The organism is Aquitalea sp. S1-19 (assembly GCF_024343515.1).
Window position 1 is genome coordinate 1 of sequence record NZ_RJTZ01000077.1, and the last position, 16,849, is coordinate 16,849.

27 protein-coding genes are annotated in these 16,849 nt (G+C 61.7%); 23 read left to right on the forward strand and 4 right to left on the reverse strand.

The window, feature by feature from the left end; genetic code table 11:
* A partial coding sequence (locus EGI20_RS12050; protein ID WP_498631726.1) for a hypothetical protein occupies positions 1-180 on the forward strand: 180 nt, incomplete at its 5' end.
* 76 nt (positions 181-256) lie between these two features.
* Here the strand turns inward: EGI20_RS12050 and EGI20_RS12055 are convergent.
* Together EGI20_RS12055 and EGI20_RS12060 are read right to left on the reverse strand one after the other, a co-directional pair.
* Positions 257-1,255, reverse strand: a complete 999-nt coding sequence (locus tag EGI20_RS12055; RefSeq protein ID WP_498631728.1) for a phage portal protein — start codon at positions 1,253-1,255, stop codon at positions 257-259.
* Entirely contained in the window at positions 1,255-3,036 is a 1,782-nt protein-coding gene (locus EGI20_RS12060; RefSeq protein WP_498631730.1) for a terminase ATPase subunit family protein, read from the reverse strand. Before EGI20_RS12060 ends, EGI20_RS12055 begins: the two co-directional genes overlap by 1 nt.
* 98 nt (positions 3,037-3,134) lie before the next feature.
* Between EGI20_RS12060 and EGI20_RS12065 the strand changes: the two genes are divergently transcribed.
* The 22 genes from EGI20_RS12065 to EGI20_RS12170 all read left to right on the forward strand — a co-directional run bounded on the left by EGI20_RS12065 (position 3,135) and on the right by EGI20_RS12170 (position 16,464).
* Positions 3,135-3,950: a GPO family capsid scaffolding protein gene (locus EGI20_RS12065; RefSeq protein WP_498631731.1), complete on the forward strand. Its 816-nt coding sequence runs from the start codon at positions 3,135-3,137 to the stop codon at positions 3,948-3,950.
* A gap of 15 nt (positions 3,951-3,965) precedes the next feature.
* Entirely contained in the window at positions 3,966-4,973 is a 1,008-nt protein-coding gene (locus EGI20_RS12070; RefSeq protein WP_498631733.1) for a phage major capsid protein, P2 family, read from the forward strand.
* A gap of 1 nt (position 4,974) precedes the next feature.
* Entirely contained in the window at positions 4,975-5,652 is a 678-nt protein-coding gene (locus EGI20_RS12075; protein WP_498631734.1) for a phage terminase small subunit, read from the forward strand.
* Between the two features lie 96 nt (positions 5,653-5,748).
* Complete coding sequence (locus EGI20_RS12080; RefSeq protein WP_498631736.1) at positions 5,749-6,216, forward strand: head completion/stabilization protein; 468 nt, start codon at positions 5,749-5,751, stop codon at positions 6,214-6,216.
* The gene (locus EGI20_RS12085; RefSeq protein ID WP_498631737.1) at positions 6,216-6,422 is read left to right on the forward strand and encodes a tail protein X; all 207 of its coding nucleotides are present in this window, start codon (positions 6,216-6,218) and stop codon (positions 6,420-6,422) included. The genes EGI20_RS12080 and EGI20_RS12085 overlap by 1 nt, the downstream gene beginning before the upstream one ends.
* Before the next feature lie 3 nt (positions 6,423-6,425).
* Entirely contained in the window at positions 6,426-6,791 is a 366-nt protein-coding gene (locus EGI20_RS12090) for a putative holin (RefSeq protein ID WP_498631739.1), read from the forward strand.
* Complete coding sequence (locus EGI20_RS12095; protein ID WP_498631741.1) at positions 6,788-7,102, forward strand: phage holin family protein; 315 nt, start codon at positions 6,788-6,790, stop codon at positions 7,100-7,102. Before EGI20_RS12090 ends, EGI20_RS12095 begins: the two co-directional genes overlap by 4 nt.
* Positions 7,093-7,884 (forward strand): N-acetylmuramidase domain-containing protein, encoded by a 792-nt coding sequence (locus tag EGI20_RS12100; protein ID WP_498631743.1) that lies wholly within the window; start codon positions 7,093-7,095, stop codon positions 7,882-7,884. Before EGI20_RS12095 ends, EGI20_RS12100 begins: the two co-directional genes overlap by 10 nt.
* Positions 7,881-8,234 carry a hypothetical protein gene (locus tag EGI20_RS12105; protein ID WP_498631744.1) on the forward strand — a complete coding sequence of 118 codons (354 nt, stop codon included), beginning with the start codon at positions 7,881-7,883 and terminating at the stop codon, positions 8,232-8,234. The genes EGI20_RS12100 and EGI20_RS12105 overlap by 4 nt, the downstream gene beginning before the upstream one ends.
* Positions 8,176-8,391: an Rz1-like lysis system protein LysC gene (gene lysC, locus EGI20_RS12110; protein ID WP_498631746.1), complete on the forward strand. Its 216-nt coding sequence runs from the start codon at positions 8,176-8,178 to the stop codon at positions 8,389-8,391. The genes EGI20_RS12105 and lysC overlap by 59 nt, the downstream gene beginning before the upstream one ends.
* Positions 8,388-8,597, forward strand: a complete 210-nt coding sequence (locus EGI20_RS12115) for a TraR/DksA family transcriptional regulator (protein ID WP_498631748.1) — start codon at positions 8,388-8,390, stop codon at positions 8,595-8,597. Before lysC ends, EGI20_RS12115 begins: the two co-directional genes overlap by 4 nt.
* The gene (locus tag EGI20_RS12120; protein ID WP_498631750.1) at positions 8,594-9,076 is read left to right on the forward strand and encodes a phage tail protein; all 483 of its coding nucleotides are present in this window, start codon (positions 8,594-8,596) and stop codon (positions 9,074-9,076) included. Before EGI20_RS12115 ends, EGI20_RS12120 begins: the two co-directional genes overlap by 4 nt.
* Positions 9,069-9,515: a phage virion morphogenesis protein gene (locus EGI20_RS12125; RefSeq protein ID WP_498631752.1), complete on the forward strand. Its 447-nt coding sequence runs from the start codon at positions 9,069-9,071 to the stop codon at positions 9,513-9,515. The genes EGI20_RS12120 and EGI20_RS12125 overlap by 8 nt, the downstream gene beginning before the upstream one ends.
* 72 nt (positions 9,516-9,587) lie before the next feature.
* A complete protein-coding gene (locus EGI20_RS12130) occupies positions 9,588-10,238 on the forward strand; it encodes a phage baseplate assembly protein V (protein WP_498631754.1) in 651 nt (216 codons plus the stop codon).
* Positions 10,235-10,591 carry a GPW/gp25 family protein gene (locus EGI20_RS12135; RefSeq protein WP_498631756.1) on the forward strand — a complete coding sequence of 119 codons (357 nt, stop codon included), beginning with the start codon at positions 10,235-10,237 and terminating at the stop codon, positions 10,589-10,591. Before EGI20_RS12130 ends, EGI20_RS12135 begins: the two co-directional genes overlap by 4 nt.
* Positions 10,588-11,478 (forward strand): baseplate assembly protein, encoded by an 891-nt coding sequence (locus EGI20_RS12140; protein WP_498631757.1) that lies wholly within the window; start codon positions 10,588-10,590, stop codon positions 11,476-11,478. The genes EGI20_RS12135 and EGI20_RS12140 overlap by 4 nt, the downstream gene beginning before the upstream one ends.
* Positions 11,475-12,479 carry a phage tail protein I gene (locus tag EGI20_RS12145; protein WP_498631759.1) on the forward strand — a complete coding sequence of 335 codons (1,005 nt, stop codon included), beginning with the start codon at positions 11,475-11,477 and terminating at the stop codon, positions 12,477-12,479. Before EGI20_RS12140 ends, EGI20_RS12145 begins: the two co-directional genes overlap by 4 nt.
* The gene (locus tag EGI20_RS12150; RefSeq protein WP_498631760.1) at positions 12,480-12,920 is read left to right on the forward strand and encodes a hypothetical protein; all 441 of its coding nucleotides are present in this window, start codon (positions 12,480-12,482) and stop codon (positions 12,918-12,920) included. It abuts the gene before it with no gap.
* A gap of 12 nt (positions 12,921-12,932) precedes the next feature.
* Positions 12,933-13,850: a hypothetical protein gene (locus EGI20_RS12155; RefSeq protein ID WP_498631761.1), complete on the forward strand. Its 918-nt coding sequence runs from the start codon at positions 12,933-12,935 to the stop codon at positions 13,848-13,850.
* Positions 13,851-13,860: 10 nt separating this feature from the next.
* Positions 13,861-14,226: a hypothetical protein gene (locus tag EGI20_RS12160; protein ID WP_498631763.1), complete on the forward strand. Its 366-nt coding sequence runs from the start codon at positions 13,861-13,863 to the stop codon at positions 14,224-14,226.
* A 1-nt stretch (position 14,227) separates the two neighbouring features.
* Positions 14,228-15,550: a formylglycine-generating enzyme family protein gene (locus EGI20_RS12165; RefSeq protein WP_498631765.1), complete on the forward strand. Its 1,323-nt coding sequence runs from the start codon at positions 14,228-14,230 to the stop codon at positions 15,548-15,550.
* The gene (locus tag EGI20_RS12170; protein WP_498631769.1) at positions 15,514-16,464 is read left to right on the forward strand and encodes a reverse transcriptase/maturase family protein; all 951 of its coding nucleotides are present in this window, start codon (positions 15,514-15,516) and stop codon (positions 16,462-16,464) included. The genes EGI20_RS12165 and EGI20_RS12170 overlap by 37 nt, the downstream gene beginning before the upstream one ends.
* On the opposite strand, the gene EGI20_RS12175 is transcribed toward EGI20_RS12170, so the two are convergent.
* Positions 16,444-16,632 carry a hypothetical protein gene (locus EGI20_RS12175; RefSeq protein WP_498631537.1) on the reverse strand — a complete coding sequence of 63 codons (189 nt, stop codon included), beginning with the start codon at positions 16,630-16,632 and terminating at the stop codon, positions 16,444-16,446. The two genes, EGI20_RS12170 and EGI20_RS12175, sit on opposite strands and share 21 nt — an antisense overlap.
* Positions 16,633-16,702: 70 nt before the next feature.
* Positions 16,703-16,849, reverse strand: coding sequence for a LuxR C-terminal-related transcriptional regulator (locus tag EGI20_RS12180; RefSeq protein WP_498631770.1), 147 nt, complete (start codon positions 16,847-16,849; stop codon positions 16,703-16,705).

The window sequence follows — 16,849 nt, forward strand, 5'->3', positions numbered from 1 at the left end:
GCCCATGCAACACTGCTGCTGCATGCATTTGGCCGCATGAATATGCAAGGTTTTTCATGCGCAGGAGGTTCCGTGCGCCGCCTTTTGTGGCGGGCGCTGGAGGCCGTCGTGCAGTTGCATGTTTTCCGACCCAAGAAGCGGGCGGGCGGGGCGGGGATCCGAGCGCGCGCCACGGGGTAGAGCCGCACAAAGCGGCCGGATTGAACGGGGAGGATCGAGAAGGGGAAGAAAGGCGGCCAGAGCGGCCGCCATCAGGTCAGGCAGTGGCCGCCAGTGCGTAGTCGTCGAAGCGGATAACCTCCTCGCCGACCCAGTCGTTTATCTCGGAGAAGCGCGCCTGCAGTGGCTTGATTTCGTTGACCCAAAAAACCTTGGCAGCCTTTTCGACATCGCCAAAGCCGCCGACATTGCCAGGCATCACCCCAAGCAGCTGAGGGGGGACGCGATGCATGGCTAGCTGGTCATCCCGCGTGATGTTCTTGATGCCGGAAAAGTCGTCCTTGGCCGCCACCTCGCTGACGGGGATCAGCTGGATGCCATCCTTTTTACCGCCGGGCGCGTACATAAACAGGTTGCGGAAGTTGCCGGGGCCTTTGCTGTTCTTCAGCGCGCTGCGCAGTGCGTCAACGTCGCCCTCTTGCTGGACGGTGTCCGTCATGTAGAGAATGAAACCGGCATGACTGCCGTTCTGGAAGTATTTACGGCGGAAAAGCGTGGCGGACTCATTCAGCCATGCGCTATTCAGCGCGGCCAGATACTCGGGCACGCCATACAGCTCTTGGTTAACGTCATGTTCCATCAGGTGATAAACCTCGCCGCGCGGCATCTCAACGTCTTTCATGTAGCCGCCGCAGTACCAGTAGGTATCTGCATCAAGACCGCGGCGCATGTATTTGGCAGGCGCGGGGGCGAGCTCAAGAAGGCCGCCAAGGCGATTGCGCCGGCGCTCAATGTAGGCATTCCCGAAAATCAAGAACTCAAGCGCCAGGCGCGAGAACGCGGAGCGGCTAAGCAGACGGTGCGGTTTGAAGGTGCTGGCCAGCACATTGCGCTTAACGTATAGCGCGGAGCCGTGGTGCACCGAGGCGCGGAACGATTGCGCCAGGCCATCAAGCGAAAGCGGAGGCTCGTACCACTTGCCGCCGACTTCTGCGCAATTGAGGTAATCCAGCAAGCCGCGATTGCTGAGTACCGGCTCGGGGTCGCCAAAAGAAAAGGCCATGGGGGCCGCGCGCGGGGTGACGGTTTCAGTCATTAAAAAAGCTCCAGAAAGCTACTGTTATTCGGGTTGCGGCCTTCAAGCGGCTCATGCTCAAGCGCATGCATAACTGCCCAGGCTAGATCGGCATGGCTGGCCTCTTCGGAGCGCCCGGCCACATAAGTGGCCTGCCTGCCGGATGGGGTGACGGTTTTTTTGATCTGCATGAAGCTGGCGGCGACGTCGGTGTGGCCGGCGTCAAACTCAAGGCGGCCGCGACTGATCACGTCATAGGCCTTGAGAACAAGCCGCACCTTGACATCGACCGAGTAATTGATTGCCTTGGCTGCGGGAAAGAACTGTTTGACCAGCTGATGCACACCCACCCCAAGGCCGGTGGTATCAATGCCGATATGCGTGACGCGGTAGCGGTCACACATCTTGCGGATCGCGTCGGCCTGCGCCTGAAAGTCGATGCCGCGAAACTGGTGGCGCTCAAGAATGCGGAATTTCCCGCCATCCACCAATGGGGGTGAGACCACCGCGCAGCCGGCGCTGTCGCCGGCATTGGCCGGATCGTAGCCTATCCACACCTCGCGCTCGCCAAGCGGCCGCGCCGCAAACGGCTTGTAGTCATCCCAGTCGAAAGAATCGACCATGCAGCGCTGCATCATCGGCATGGTAAAGACCGATTCGCCATCGTCGATAAAGTCGCACATATACAGCTGCTGGAATTCGGACGGGCTGTTTTCACGGCGCAGCTGATCAATGTCAAACAGGGTGCAGCCACCCTTCTCTGCATCCTCGACTGTCACAATTTGCCGCCACTGCCCATCCCCGCACTTCACCCCGCCGGCCAGCGCGCCATGCGAGATATCAAGATTGATATGGTCAGCCTTGGGGCGGCCTTTGTTGTAAAGCTTGCCAGACCAGAACGGGTAAGCGTCATGACTGATGGCGGACGGCGTGGAGAAGTACGTAATGCGCCACTTGGCATGCGAGGCCATGCCGGCTGCGACTTTGCGCAGCTCTTGAAACTTGGGGATCCAGAAGTATTCATCCAGATACAGGTTGCCGTGATACGACTGGGCTGTACGGCTATTGGTGCCGAGGAAAATAAGTTCTGCGCCATTGGGCAAAATGATCGGGTCGCCCCGCAGCTCGACCCCCTCGCCCTTGGCAAAGGCAACAATATAAGACCGGAACTGATGCGCCTGGGCACGGCTGGCAGACAGGAAGATCTGGTTGCGGCCGGTCAGCATGGCGTCAATCAGCGCTTCATGCGCAAAAAAGTACGTCGCGCCGATCTGGCGTGACTTCAGCAAGTTGCGGATGCGGTGTGTCTTGCCGGCCTCGTGCCAGTGCTTCTGATAGCCAAACATGCCATCCAGAAAGCATTCCACCAGCCGCTCTTGCTGCTCATCGCTGATGGCGTTCTTTTCGGCCGCCTTACGCGGGCCGGTGTTGCGGTTCGCCACGCGCGGGTTGAGGTCAGCCTCATTGCCGCCGTGGTTGAATTTATTGACCCGCGCCATGCGCTCCATCTGCCGGCCGAGCAGGTCTATTTCCTTGAAGTCGCGCCCGTCTTTTTGCTCTTTTGTGATGAGCTGCATCAGCCGCGCCTCAAGCGTGGCGTCCACTCGCTCAATGGGCGAGCTGGCGTCCCATTCGTCGCGGCGCTTCCAGCTTTGCAGTGTGGCGGGATTGATGCGCAGCTGCTCGGCAATGCGCTGCAAGCCCCATCCCTGCCAGTACAGGCCACGGGCAATCCGGCGCGGGTCAAGGTCGTGTGAATTTTGCATGCCGCAACCATAGACGCGCGCGCGCGCGACGGTCATGCCGCCGCAGCCCTAGCCAGACGCCAGACAACAAGCCCGAATAGCGCCACGAAGCAAAGGCGGGACAATGACGCATCAACCACGCTAAAGGGCAGGAAATGCCAAGACCGAGCAAGTTTTTCCGGGTCGCCACCGAGGGCGCAACCACCGATGGCCGTTTGATCAATCGCGACTGGCTCACCCAGATGGCCGCCAATTACGACCCGAAGAAATACGGCGCGCGGGTCAATATGGAGCATTTTCGCGGCCTGTACCCGGACAGTGCTTTCCGCGCCTATGGCGACGTGCTGGCGCTGAAGACCGAGGAAATCGACGGCAAGCTGGTGCTGCTGGCGCAGGTGGACCCGACCGAAGACCTGATTACACTGGTCAACGAAAAGCGCCAGAAGGTTTACACATCAATCGAGATTGACCACGACTTCGCCGACACCGGCGCGGCCTATCTGGTCGGGCTCGCTATTACCGACACCCCGGCAAGTCTTGGCACCGAGATGCTGAAATTTTGCGCCGGCGCAGCTGACAACCCGCTCAAGCACCGCAAGCAAAAGCCGGACAACAGCATCAGCGCGGCGGAAGAAGCCGCAATTGAAATCGAAGAAGACAAGCCGGACGCAGGAGAAGGATTTTTTGCCCGCATCAAAGCCATGCTGGGCAAGAAAGACGCCAGCGATACCGACCGATTTAGTGGCATCGAGCAGGCCGTTGAGGCGGTAGCAAATAGCCAGGGCGAGCTGAAAGCGGCAACAGAAGAAAATCTGGGCTTGTACAAGACGCAGCTGGACGAAATGAAAGCGGCAACTGAAAAGCTGGGCGCTCAGCTGGATGACGCCATCCAGAAGCTGGCCGCCAGCCCCGCTACGCCGCCACGCGACATCGCCACCGGCAAGACTGCCCCGTCCGAAACAGACTGCTAAACAGGAGAGCACACCATGCATAAAGAAACACGAATTGCGTTTGCAAAATACGTCGCCAAGATTGCCGAGCTGAACGACATCGAAAGCACGAGTAACAGCTTTACCGTTGTGCCTAGCGTGCAGCAGACGCTGGAAACCCGTGTGCAAGAGACCAGCGAGTTTCTGGGTAAGATCAACATGCCGGGCGTGCGCGAAATGGAAGGCGAAAAGCTGGGCCTTGGCACCACCGGCACGATCGCGGGGCGCATTAAGACCGCCAACAATAACCCGCGCCAGCCGCGCAGCGTGGCGGATATGGCGTCGGGCACCTACAAGTGCGTCAAAACCAACTTCGATACGGCATTCCCGTATGCGCAGCTGGATATGTGGGCCAAGTTCCCGGACTTCCAATCCAAGCTGCGCGACGTGATCGTCAAGCAGCAGGCGCTGGATCGCGTGATGATCGGCTTTAATGGCGTGTCCATTGCCGAAAACACCGACCGAGAAACCAATAAATTGCTGCAAGACGTCAACAAGGGCTGGTTGCAGCAGTATCGCGAAAACGCGCCAGAACGCGTCATGACTGGCGGCGCGACAGCAGGGAAGATCACCGTCGGTGCGACGGGGGACTACAAGAATCTGGATGCGCTGGTTTTCGACGCGGTCAACACACTGGTGCACCCAGCCTACGCGGATGACACCGATCTGGTGGTGATCTGCGGCCGCGACCTGCTGGCGGATAAATACTTCCCGCTGCTCAATAGCGATAACAAGCCATCCGAGATGATGGCGGCCGATCTGGTCGTCAGCCAGAAGCGCATGGGCGGCCTGCAGGCAGTGCGCGCACCGTTCTTCCCTGCTGGCACCATGCTGATTACCAAGCTGTCCAACCTGTCGCTGTACTGGCAGGAAGGCGCGCGCCGCCGCAACGTGGTTGAAGAGTCGCAGTTTGACCGCATCGCCAACTACGAAAGCTCCAACGACGCCTACGTCGTCGAGGTGTACGACGCGGGCTGCCTGGTCGAAAACATCGAGATGCAGTGATATGGCCAGCCCCGCACAGCGTCACATGATGCGGGCAACAGCCGCCAAGGTTTCAGCCTTGGCGGCTTTTGATAACCCGCTAAAAAATGCGTCAGGCTACGAGCTGATGCTTGCCCGCCTCGCAGGCGACAAGCGCCGGCTAAAGGCCATCCAGTCGATTGAAGCCAAGTGCGCACTCAAGCGCGAGCTGCTGCCGGAATACGCGCCGTGGGTCGAGGGCGTCATCAGCGCAGGCAGCGGCGCGCAAGACGACGTGTTTATGAGCGTACTGGTCTGGACCATCGACGCCGGCGACTACATGGGCTCCATCCCCATGGCACGCTACGCGCTACAGCACAAGCTCACCCTGCCCGATCAATACCAGCGCACGACCGCCACATTGCTGGCCGAAGAAACGGCAGATGCAGGTATTCGCGCCCACGACGCCAGCGTGCCGATGGACCTTGCCAGCTTGATCCAGATGCACGCCATGACTGAGGGCGAGGACATGCCGGACGAGGTGCGCGCCAAGCTGCTAAAGGCCATCGGCTATGGCTTGCGGGCGGATGGCAAGCCGGACGAAGCCTGCGCCGCGCTCAAGCGAGCCTTGCAGCTGCATGACAAGTGCGGCGTCAAGAAAGATATCGAGCGACTGGAGCGCGAACTCAAGAACTTAGCGGCCGGCAAGGCCAGTCGCTGACACCGGGCGAACCCCGCACCACCGGACGGCTCGGGGCGGCGACTGGCAGAAATGCCAAATCAAGGCCCCGACCACCGTCCCGCACAAGGAGCGCGCATGTTTGTAGCAGTAGAGCCAAACCCAAGCGATGACGACGAGCGCCCAATCAGTAACGCAGCATTCTGGCCGGACATCGACCCGACGCAGGCGCGGGCCGCGCTGCGCATCGATGGCACGATCACGCCTGTCCGTTTGCGGCATGCGCTGATCGAGGCGATGGCCAGCACCAATAGCGATTTGGCGGCATGGCGCAAGCGCATGCAGGCGGATGGCTATGCCGGATTGTCTGACGTGCCGGCCGACGCGATAGACGGCGGAAGCGTGCACTTATCCAGCTATCGGCGCGCGGTCTACTGCGAAGCCAAGGCCAATCTGCTGGAGCGCTATCGGGATTTTGACGCGACCGGAGAAGGCCAGCGCAGAGCGGACGCCATCGAAAGCCCGATCGACGATCTGCGCCGTGATGCGCGTTGGGCATGCCGTGCCATCACCGGCGAAGGGCGAACCAGCGTGGAGCTGATCTGATGCAGATCATCGCACACCAGGGTGACAGCGTAGACGCCATCTGCCACCGCCACTACGGCTACACGGCAGGCATCGTCGAGGCCGTATTTATGGCGAATCCGGGATTGGCCGATCATGGCGCCATCTTGCCGCACGGCACGCCCGTGACCATGCCGGAAACACCACTATCAAAACCAGCCAGCGGGCTGATCAATATTTGGGATTAAGCAATGGCAGAACCTGTTAGCAGTACCGCCGTCACCGGCTCCGTGTTTTCGGTGGCGATATTGTCCATGTTTCCGGGAATGGAAGCCGCCGTTGTGCTGGGGGCCTTTGCCGGGGCGGTCGTATTTGTCCTATCCAGCTCGGACCTAAGCATCGCGGCCAAAGCGGCATCATTTATCGTGTCGTTTATCGCGGGCTGCATTGGCGCGGCCTTTATGGCAGGGCTGATTGCATCGCTGACGCCGCAGCCGGTGCAAGTGTCTGAGGGCGTGGGTGCGCTACTGGCTGCCAGCCTCGCCGTCAAGCTTTTGCTATGGCTGATCCGCAAGGCAGACAACCCGGAAGACCTGATCGGAAGGGGGCGCAAATGATGGGCTACCTGCTAAGCCTTGACGCGGCCCTCTGCGCGCTGATCGCCATGCGCCTGATCATGTTCAGGGCAAAGGCCGGCAACCATAAGCCGCGCGCCAGTGCGCTGGCCTACGTGCTGATCGTGGCGGCCGGATCCATCCCGCTGTTGCTGGCATTCGGGCAGAGCATCGCCATTGTCCGCGTCGTGCTGGATGGCGCGCTGTGCATGGCGGTGTTTTCAGTGCGCGGCAACGTGATCGAGTTGTTTAGACGATCAGGGCAAGCCGAGGGGCGCGCGGCCGCGTGGCTGGGGAGGCGGTCATGGTTATAAAGATCGGCGGGAAAGGGGCGGAAGTCGTTGCGCTGCAGGCCAGCCTGAACCGCGCAGGGTTTGCGGTCGAGGCAGACGGCTGGTTTGGCGAGCGCACTCGCGAGGCGGTGCGCGCATTCCAGCGCTCGAAAGGGCTGGCCGCAGACGGCATCGCCGGGCGCGCAACACTGCGCACGCTGGAAGGCTGCAAAGATGATGTCGCATTGAGCGAAGACGACATAGAAGCGGCCGCCCACCTGCTGGACGTGGACGCAGCAGCGATAAGGGCGGTCGTGGAAGTCGAATCGCGGGGCGCAGGGTTTGACGAAAACAGCGAGCCGGCTGTGTTATTTGAGCGCCATGTATTCCACCGCAACCTGCCAAAAGAGGCTGCTACTGCATTGGCAGCCAGCCACCCGGAGCTATGCAGCGCGAAGCGTGGCGGCTATCAGGGTGGCAAGGCCGAGATGGCGCGCATCAGGCGGGCGGCGAAGCTGTGCGGCGATGCAGGAATCGCTTGGGAGTCGGCAAGCTGGGGGCTGTTTCAGATCATGGGTTACCACTGGCGGGCGATGGGTTACGCCAGCGCGGACGATTTTGTTAACGCCATGTGGAAGAGCGAGGGCGAGCAGCTGCAAGCGTTCGTGCGATTCGTGAAGATCAACCCGTCGATATGGCGGGCGCTGAAAGATCGCAACTGGAAGGCGTTTGCCCGCCACTACAACGGGCCGGCCTACGCGGAAAACCTGTACGACGTGAAGCTGGCCCGCGCTTATGCCAGGCATGAGAGGGGGCGCGCATGATACGAAATACAGCCATCGCCGGCCTGTTTTTGATGTGCGCCGTCAGCACGCTGGGCGCGATCAGCGCCAGGGAAAAGATGGCGCTATCGCAGCAACGGCTGGGCGATGCCATTACGCAGCGAGATCTGGCGCGAACCGAGACAGAAGTCATGCGCAAGGCCGCCGCAGCACAAGAGGCCGAGCGGATGGCGCTGATTGCGCGCATCGATGCCATCAGCCAAAAAAAGACGGCGCGCGCCGTCAAACTTGAAAGGGTGCAACGTGAAGACAGGAAAACTGCGGACTGGGCTGATGCTCGCCTGCCTGCTGACATTGCCAGCGTGCTCGACTACCGTGCCGCCGCAGATTAGCGTCAGCGCCTGCCCTGTCGTCACCCGTTGCATCTTGCCGCCGACAGCGCCAACGACAAACGGGGCGCTGGCAGCCAGCCTGATAGAAAACCGCGCCGCATTGGAGCGCTGCGCGGCCGAAGTCGACGCCATTGCCAACATAAAGGGCCAGCCATGACCGATATGTTTGACCGGGCGCAAGAACTGGAAGAGGCGCAGCGCATGCGAGCGCTACAGGCACAAGCGCTGCGCGGCAACGCGGGCAGCGCCTCGCTGCTGCAGTGCCAGGACTGCGGAGAGGACATCCCGGAGGCGCGCCGCCGCGCAGTAGCCGGATGCCGTCGCTGCGTCGATTGCCAGTCAGCCATGGAGGCCGCCAGATGAACAAGCCCGCCAGTCTGCGCGCCGCGCTGAGCGCCTACGTGCCCAGCCTGAAAAAACACCCTGATCGGCTGCATGTGTTTATCGATGAGGGCAGCATTGCCAGCACCATGGGTGGCGAGTCGCTCAGCTTCGAGTACCGCTACACCTGCAATATCATCGTCACGGACTACGCCGGACACAGCGACGCGCTGATCATCCCGATGCTGGCATGGCTACGCGAAAACCAGCCGGAGTTGCTGCTAAATCGCGAGCGCATGGCGGACGGGTTTAGATTTGAGGCCGATATTTTAAACAATGGCGGCTGCGATCTATCCATCAAGCTGGCGCTGACAGAGCGAGTGGGCGTAAAAGAATCAGCCGGAAGAGTCGAGGCCACCCATTACGGCGAGCCTGCGCTAGATCCGCATGCCGGCATAGACTGGGCGCTATACATCCAGGGCAAGCCTGCCGACGAGTGGGCGGGGGTAATTGATGGCTGAGCTGGAGCACGCCGAGCAAGCATTTGCCGCGCTTATCGCCAATCTGTCGCCTGCCAGCCGCAAAGAGCTGGCGAGCGACATGGCCAAGCGCTTGCGGCAAAGCCAGCAGCAGCGCATCGCCGCCCAGCAAAACCCTGACGGCAGCGCCTACGCGCCACGCCTGCCGCAGTTGCGCAAAAAAGGCGGGCGCATCAAGCGCCAGATGTTTAACAAGTTGCGCACGGCCAAGTACCTGAAGGCCAAAGCTAGCGCGTCCGGTGCGATTGTTGAATTTACCGGCAATGTAAAGCGCATCGCCCGCGTACACCAGTACGGGCTGCGTGACCGCGTCGGAAAGGGTGGGCCAGAGGTGCAATATCAGCGGCGCGAGCTGCTGGGGATGAGCGACGAAGACCTGCGCATGATTGAAGATATGGTGCTGGGTGCGCTCGCAAAGTAAGCCGCGCCCTACCCCGTTGCCAGACAACGAGCAAGACAAGCCAAAAATGCACCATGCCGCCAGACTTGGCGCATGGACATCACCGACATTATCCGCCGCATAGAAAACATGATTCGCCTGGGCAGCATCGCCGAGGTTGATCTGGCTGCCGTGCGCGTGCGCGTCGCCAGTGGCGGCATCGTGACGGGCTGGCTGCCGTGGATGCATGCCAGAGCAGGCGCCACCGCAGACTGGGACCCGCCAACCGTGGGCGAGCAGGTCATTATCCTGAGCCCATCGGGTGACACCGCTGTCGGCATCGTCATGACTGGCATCAATTCGAAAGCCAACCCTGCCCCATCGGCAAGTGGCGACCAGTGCCTGCGCGCCTACCCGGACGGCGCGCGCATTACCTACGACCACAAGACCGGCGCGCTATCTGCGACAGGCGTCAAAACAGCACGTATCGAAGCATCGGAGTCATGCACCGTGGATTGCCCGAGCAGCACATTCACCGGCGATGTTGAAGTGATGGGCGCCATGACCGTAAGCGGCTTGCTGACCTACAAGTCAGGCATGAGCGGGCAAGGCGGATCGACGCGAAGCGGCGGAACCGTCATCCGGGGCCCAATAAACCACGAAGGCGACTTTACCAATAACGGCAGCCTCAGCAGCAACGGAATTAACCTGTCTGAGCACGCCCACCCGGGCGACTCGGGCGGAACAACGGGAGCGCCGCAATGAGCGCGCTATATATCGGACTATCCGCAGCCTCCGGAACTCAGATCAGCGACATTGACCACATCCGCCAGAGCATCGCCAAGATTCTCACCACGCCTATCGGCAGCCGCGTGATGCGTCGCGACTTCGGCAGTCTGATCCCGCAGCTGATAGACCAGCCGTTTGATGGCAAGACACGCATGCGGCTGATGGCAGCGTCCGTCATGGCCATTGCCAGATGGGAGCCACGCGCGAAGGTGGCGCGGGTTGACGTGCAGGCCACGCAAGACGGACGCGCAGTCGTCAGCATGGAGATCGTGACGGGAGAGTCGGGAATATCAAGCGCAGCATCAGTAACCATAGGTGGCGCACGATGACAATTGACCTGACCAAGCTGCCGCCGCCGAGTGTTGTCGAGCAGATCGACTACGAACTGCTGCTGTCGGAGAGAAAGGGCCGGCTGCTAGACGCGGTGCCGGCCGAAATGCGAGGCGCAATAGAAGCAACGCTCGCCATTGAGAGTGAGCCGCTGACCATGCTGCTGCAAGAATCAGCCTACACGGAGTTCGTGCTACGCATGCGCATCAACGATGCCGCCAAGTCCACCATGTTGGCTTACGCCGTCGGCGCTGACCTTGACCACTTGTGCGCACTGCTGGGCGTCGCGCGCCTGCAGGTTTCGCCAGCCAACCCGGACGCTACGCCGCCTACCGAGGCGGTGATGGAGAGCGATGAGCGCTTGCGCTACCGCGCCCAGATGTCGCTGGAGGGGCTTTCCACCGCCGGCAGTATCGACGCCTACCGCTTCCACGCGCTATCCGCTGACGCGGGTATTGCAGATGCGGCCGTCGACAGCCCGGCGCCAGGGGTAGTGCGTGTTGCCATTCTTGGCGACGCTGCCGTGGCGACACCTGCACAAGTGGCGGCCGTCGCCACGGCGCTGAACGCCAAGCGGGTGCGCCCGCTGACCGACACCGTAAGGGTCGAAGCAGCGCGGGTGGTGACCTACTCGCTACGCGCGACCGTCAACATTGCCGACGGCCCTGACCGCGACATAGTGCTAGCCGACATCAAACAGCGCGCCGCGCAGACCGCCCGCGACTACCGTGCCATCGGGCGCGGGGTGCCGCGTTCCGCACTTTATGCCGCGCTACATGGCGCAGGGGTAATGGGCGTTAGTTTGGCGTCACCAGTAGCCGACCTGCCGGCAGACCCGCTGGCCGCGTACCAGATGAGCAGTATCGAGATCGGGGCATCAGCATGAGCGCCAAGCTACTGCCGCCCAACCGCACGCAACTAGAGGCGGCCATTGCCGACGCCACCGCATTTACCGCAGACCCGTCCGCTATCGCCAAGCTGTGGTCGGCAGACGACTGTCCGGCCGCGTTACTGCCGTGGCTGGCCTGGGCGTTGTCAGTCGACGGCTGGGAGCTGGCAGACACCGAGGCAGAGCGCCGCGCACTCATCAAGACATCTATCGACCTGCACCGCCACAAGGGCACGGTGTGGGCGGTGGAAGAAGCGATCAAGGCCGCAGGATACGCAGATGCGCAGATCATCGAGGGGCTGCCGCAACGCCGGCACGACGGCGCGGGCGGTTACGCAGGAGCGGACTCTTACGCCAGTGGGCAATGGGCAGTGTTTCGTCTGTTACTGGACATTGGCGAAGGCCGACCGATCAGCGCGGCCGAGGCCGCGCGCGTGCGCCAGGCGGTCGAGCGGTGGAAGCCCGCCCGCGCACATCTGCGCGACCTGCTGTATCGCGCCAGTGCTGCGGACGCCCAGCACATCACGGACGCCGCCGGCGCGCTGAACGTGGCTCTGCAGCATGAGGACGTTGGCGTGTTTGGCCGACGCTACAACGGGGCGCTGCGTCACGATCAGGCCGCGCGACACATCGCAGACGGACGCCACCGCCACGACGGCGCCATTCGTCACACGCTGTGGCATATCACCGGCGCCGGACATGACCAGCACGCCGAGATAAGCGCGTTATCGGTGCGACTGGAAGATGACGACCGCGCTGCCATCGTGCTGCGCCACGATGCGGCCGTGAGGGCTGATGGGCGCCTGCGTCACGGCGCAGACATGCCGTCGGCAATAGACATCGACATGCAGGTGCGCGTTAGCCGCCACCTGTCCTACAACGGCCGCCACCGACACGGCACCGCCCGCCATGATGGAACACGCCGCTTCGACGCTGCGGTGCGGCATGCAGCGGCAATCCATTACGCGGGGGTATCCCGCACCACCTTGGAGGCATAAATGCACATCACTGATAAAAGCACCGGCCCGCGCGGCGATTTCGAGCTGCGCGTCTATCGCGCCGGCGAGCTGGTGGAGGCCTTCGTTGAGCGCAATCTGGTGGTAGACAAGGCTCGAGATTCGCACGCCAGGCTGATCGGCGGCGACGGCGCCGGCAAGCAGGTCAACCGCATCGCGTTCGGCACCAACGGCGCAGGACCTTACCCGGCGGACACCGCCATCAGCGCCGCGTACACCAAGGCGCTGTCCGGTCATAGCTACCCAGCCGGCAATCAGGTGCGCTTTGACTGGGCGCTGTCGACCGCAGAGGCCAATGGCAAGCAGATCCGCGAGTTTGGGCTGATCTGCGCAGACGGCACGCTCTATGCGCGCAAGACCCGCGCCGCCATCGAAAAAACGGACGACATGAGCCTGGAAGGCTCGTGGACCATCACCTTTTAACCCGGAGACAATATGGCAAACCTGACCGAATCCGATAGCTGGCAGGAAGGCGTCTATCGCATCGAGACAACCGATCCGGTGCTCGGTGGCGAAGACGGCATCAGCAACGTGCAGGCCAAGCAACTGGCCAACCGCACCCGCTACCTGAAAAAATTCGCCGACGAAGTCGCCAGCGCCCGTGGCAACCAGCCCAGCCTGAAAGCGCGGCTGGACGGCTACGACGCCTTCGCGCCCGAGTCGCAAGTCGGCATCATCGCCGGCATGCAGATGGCGATGCAGTTGGCGGCGCAGTCTGCCCGCGCACTGCAAGAGTGGGCGCGTACCCGCACCATCTCCGGCCGCGTCGTGCTTAAGAACAAGTCAGTCATCACCGGCTTTGCGCTGACCAAATCCGACATCCGCGCCCTGCACTTGTCTGCCAGCGGAACAGTTGGTGCCGGCGTCAGCCGCGCGGCGCTGGATGGCGGCATTGTCGCGATGGCGGACGATGACTATCACGTATCCGTCCCGACAAACCCGACGGATGTGCAGGTCACTCTCTACGCGTATCTGTCCAAGGTCGGCGCTGATTACAAAGTCAGTGTCGGCGATGTCGTGCCAGACACTGCACTGACACTGTACCGGCTGACGCTACCCGCCGGCGACACCGGCGGCAGCTTGTCACTAGTATCGCTGACGGATCTGCGCCCGATTCAGGCGCTGAACAGCTGGTTTGCCAATAACCGGCCATCGGTTTACGTGCCGCTGCCATTTTCGCTGCCCGCTGCCGACTACGCGGTGCACTTTGAAATTGAGAGCGCCACCAACGTCAACGCGGTTGGCCAGCTGTCGCTGGCATCCCGCGCCCGCAATGGCTTTGCCGTGCAGATGGAGGGCAGCGCCGACAACGTGGTGTTGCGCTACACCGTTTCCAACCCGAACTATCAGTAAAGGCCGACACATGGAAATCCAGATTGTGACGCCAGGCGAGACGCTGGGCTACGCGTTGACAGGAAGCCTCCTGACCTTGGCGCTGAATGATGCCGAGCTGACGACTGATCTGGCTGCAGAGCAGGCGGACACGACGCGCCAGATCGAGATCCGCACAGATGGCACCAGCCTGTCGCGCACCGATGGCGATACCTACGCCGCACTGATCACGATACCGCCACGCCGCTACAGGGCAGGCATCGCCGTGACCAAGCCCGCCGACGGCGGGGGCGAGACCGAACAGACGCCCACACCGGTGGCGCTGCCGCTGGATGGAAACGCCATCACCCTGCAGCTGTGGGGCATGAACATCAACACCAATCAACGCGAGGCCTGATATGAGCATTGTTATTTCTGTAACCGACAGCCTGCGCCAGTCCGTCGAAGCCGCCACCGGCGGCAAGAATACCGTGCTGTACGACAGCAAGGGCTACCCGTCCATCATGGCGGTGATTCCTAAGTTCAACGTGCAGGACATCGACGCCAGCCTGGGCACCGGCGTTCACCCGGCCTTTGTGGTGGGTGGCGTTGAAAAGAGCGAGATCTTCGTCGGCAAGTTTCTGGCGACAACTCACGACGGTGTGGCTCTGTCACTGCCGGGCATGAATCCTGCGCGTAGCATCAACTACGACGGCGCCCACGCTCTGTGCCGTGCCAAGGGCGCCGGCTGGCACTTGATGACGAATGCAGAGTGGGCAGCCGTCGCCCTGTGGTGTTACAAAAACGGCTTTCAGCCGCGCGGCAATAACAACTACGGCCGCGACAGCGCGCAGACGTATGAAACTGGGCGCCGCGTCAGTGGTGGCAACCCAGGCGACGCCACCGGTGACGGCGCAACCCTGACTGGCTCGGGGCCGGTGTCGTGGTCGCATGACAATAGCGCAGCCGGTATCTGCGATCTGAACGGCAACGTGTGGGAATGGCAGGCAGGTCTGCGCGTCAACAACGGCGAGATCAACGTCATCCCGTACAACGATGCCGCGCTCGACAACGCCGATCACAGCGCCGCATCGGCCGCGTGGAAGGCCATTGATGGCGCATCGGGCGCCTACGCCGCAGCAGGCGCTGCCAATGCCGTGAAGTTCAAGCTGGCCGGCACGACCAACTACGGCCTGGTGCGCGCCTCGGGTGCAAGCTTTGAGGGCATGACCAACCCGGGCGCCGTGCCTGTTGGCGCGACAGCGCTGGCGCTGGCCAAACAGCTGGGCCTGTACCCCATCGCCAGCACGGGCTTGGGCGGTGACGGATTCTGGCTGAACGACACTGTCGAGGCGCTCCCGATCCGTGGCGGCGTTTGGAACAACGCCGCGACGACAGGCGTGTTCGCGCTCGACTGCCGCAACCCGCGCACGAACGTGAACAGCAACATCGGGTTCCGCCCCGCTCTTGAGGAAAGCCAGAAGCGGCCAGCCTACGGGCTTGCCGCCAGTGCGCCATCAAAAGGACGCGACATCCTCGCCTATTGGCGAAACATTAAACAAACCGTGCTGGTGAGTAGCAAAACGAAAGTCAGCACGCCCCCATGCCAAAAACTTATAACAACCTATTCCCGCAAATTTACGATTTCGAAAACCTGTATCAGGCCTACCGGAGAGCCCGCGCCGGCAAGCGAAACCGGCTTGAGGTGCTGCGCTTCGAGCAGGATCTGGAAGGCAACCTGATCCAGCTGCAAAATGAACTGATCTGGGGCATGTACCGGACAGGCCAGTACCGGCTATTTGACGTGTTCGAGCCCAAGCACCGTGTGGTGGCTGCGTTGCCGTTTCGCGACCGCGTCGTGCAGCACGCCATCGTCGGGGTGATAGAGCCGATATGGGAAGCACGTTTCCATTTTGATAGCTACGCCTGCCGCCCAGGCAAAGGCACTCACGCTGGCGCAGATCGGGCGCAGGATTTTTTGCGCCGCGTGCAAAGACAGCACGGACGCGTGTATGCGCTCAAGGCCGACATCGGCAAGTTCTTCGCCAGCATCGATCACGGCATCATCAAGCAGCTGATCCGCCGGCGCATCACCTGCGCGCCGACACTGGCGCTACTGGACGCCATCATAGATAGCACCGCAGAGAGCGGGCTGGCGCCAGTTGGCTTGCCGATCGGCAACCTGACAAGCCAGTTGTGCGCCAATATCTATCTGCATGAGCTAGACGATTACGCCAAGCACGCGCTGGGCGAGCGGCACTACTGCCGCTACATGGACGACTTCATCATCGTCCACCACGACAAGCAGCACCTGCATCGCGCCAGGGCGCGCATCGAGGACTGGCTGTGGCGCGAGCTACGCCTAAAGACCAACCACAAGACACAAGTTTTCCCGGTCGCCGTGCGCAATGGCCGCGCGCTGGATTTTTTGGGTTACCGGATCTACCCGACGCACCGACGATTGCGGGTGGACAGCATCAAGCGCATCAAGACCAAGCTGAGAAAGTTTAAGCGGCAATACGCGGCTGGCGAAATCAGCCTAAACGACATCACGCCCAGCATCAAAAGCTGGGTCGCCCATGCTAGCCATGCGCAGACGTTTGGGTTGCGGGCATCGGTGCTTGGCGCGTTCAAGCTAACAAGCCGAGCGGCTTAGCTCATATCGCAGCGTAGCGGACATGCTGCGCAGCAGTAGCGCAAGGCCGGCGTCTGAATTGGACGCGGCGGCATCAAGGCTGTCGCAAACATTGGCTAGCGTGTCGCGGGGGGTGCTGCCGATCATCGGATTGATTTGCATGGCGGTAGAGCGAGGGATGGATTGCATGGGGCCTCCGTGGGAAAGAGGCGAATTATGATTGCACGCACTCTCGCAAGCATCGGCGCATGCGCCAATGTCAAAAACCAAGCAAACGTGATAGCAACTCGGTGCGGTTGCGGGTGAATAGCTTCTGGCTCATCGACTCAAGATGGGCGCGAATCGTGCGAGGGCTGATGTCAAGCTGCGCAGCCATTGCGCCATTCGAAAGCCCGCATTCAAGCAG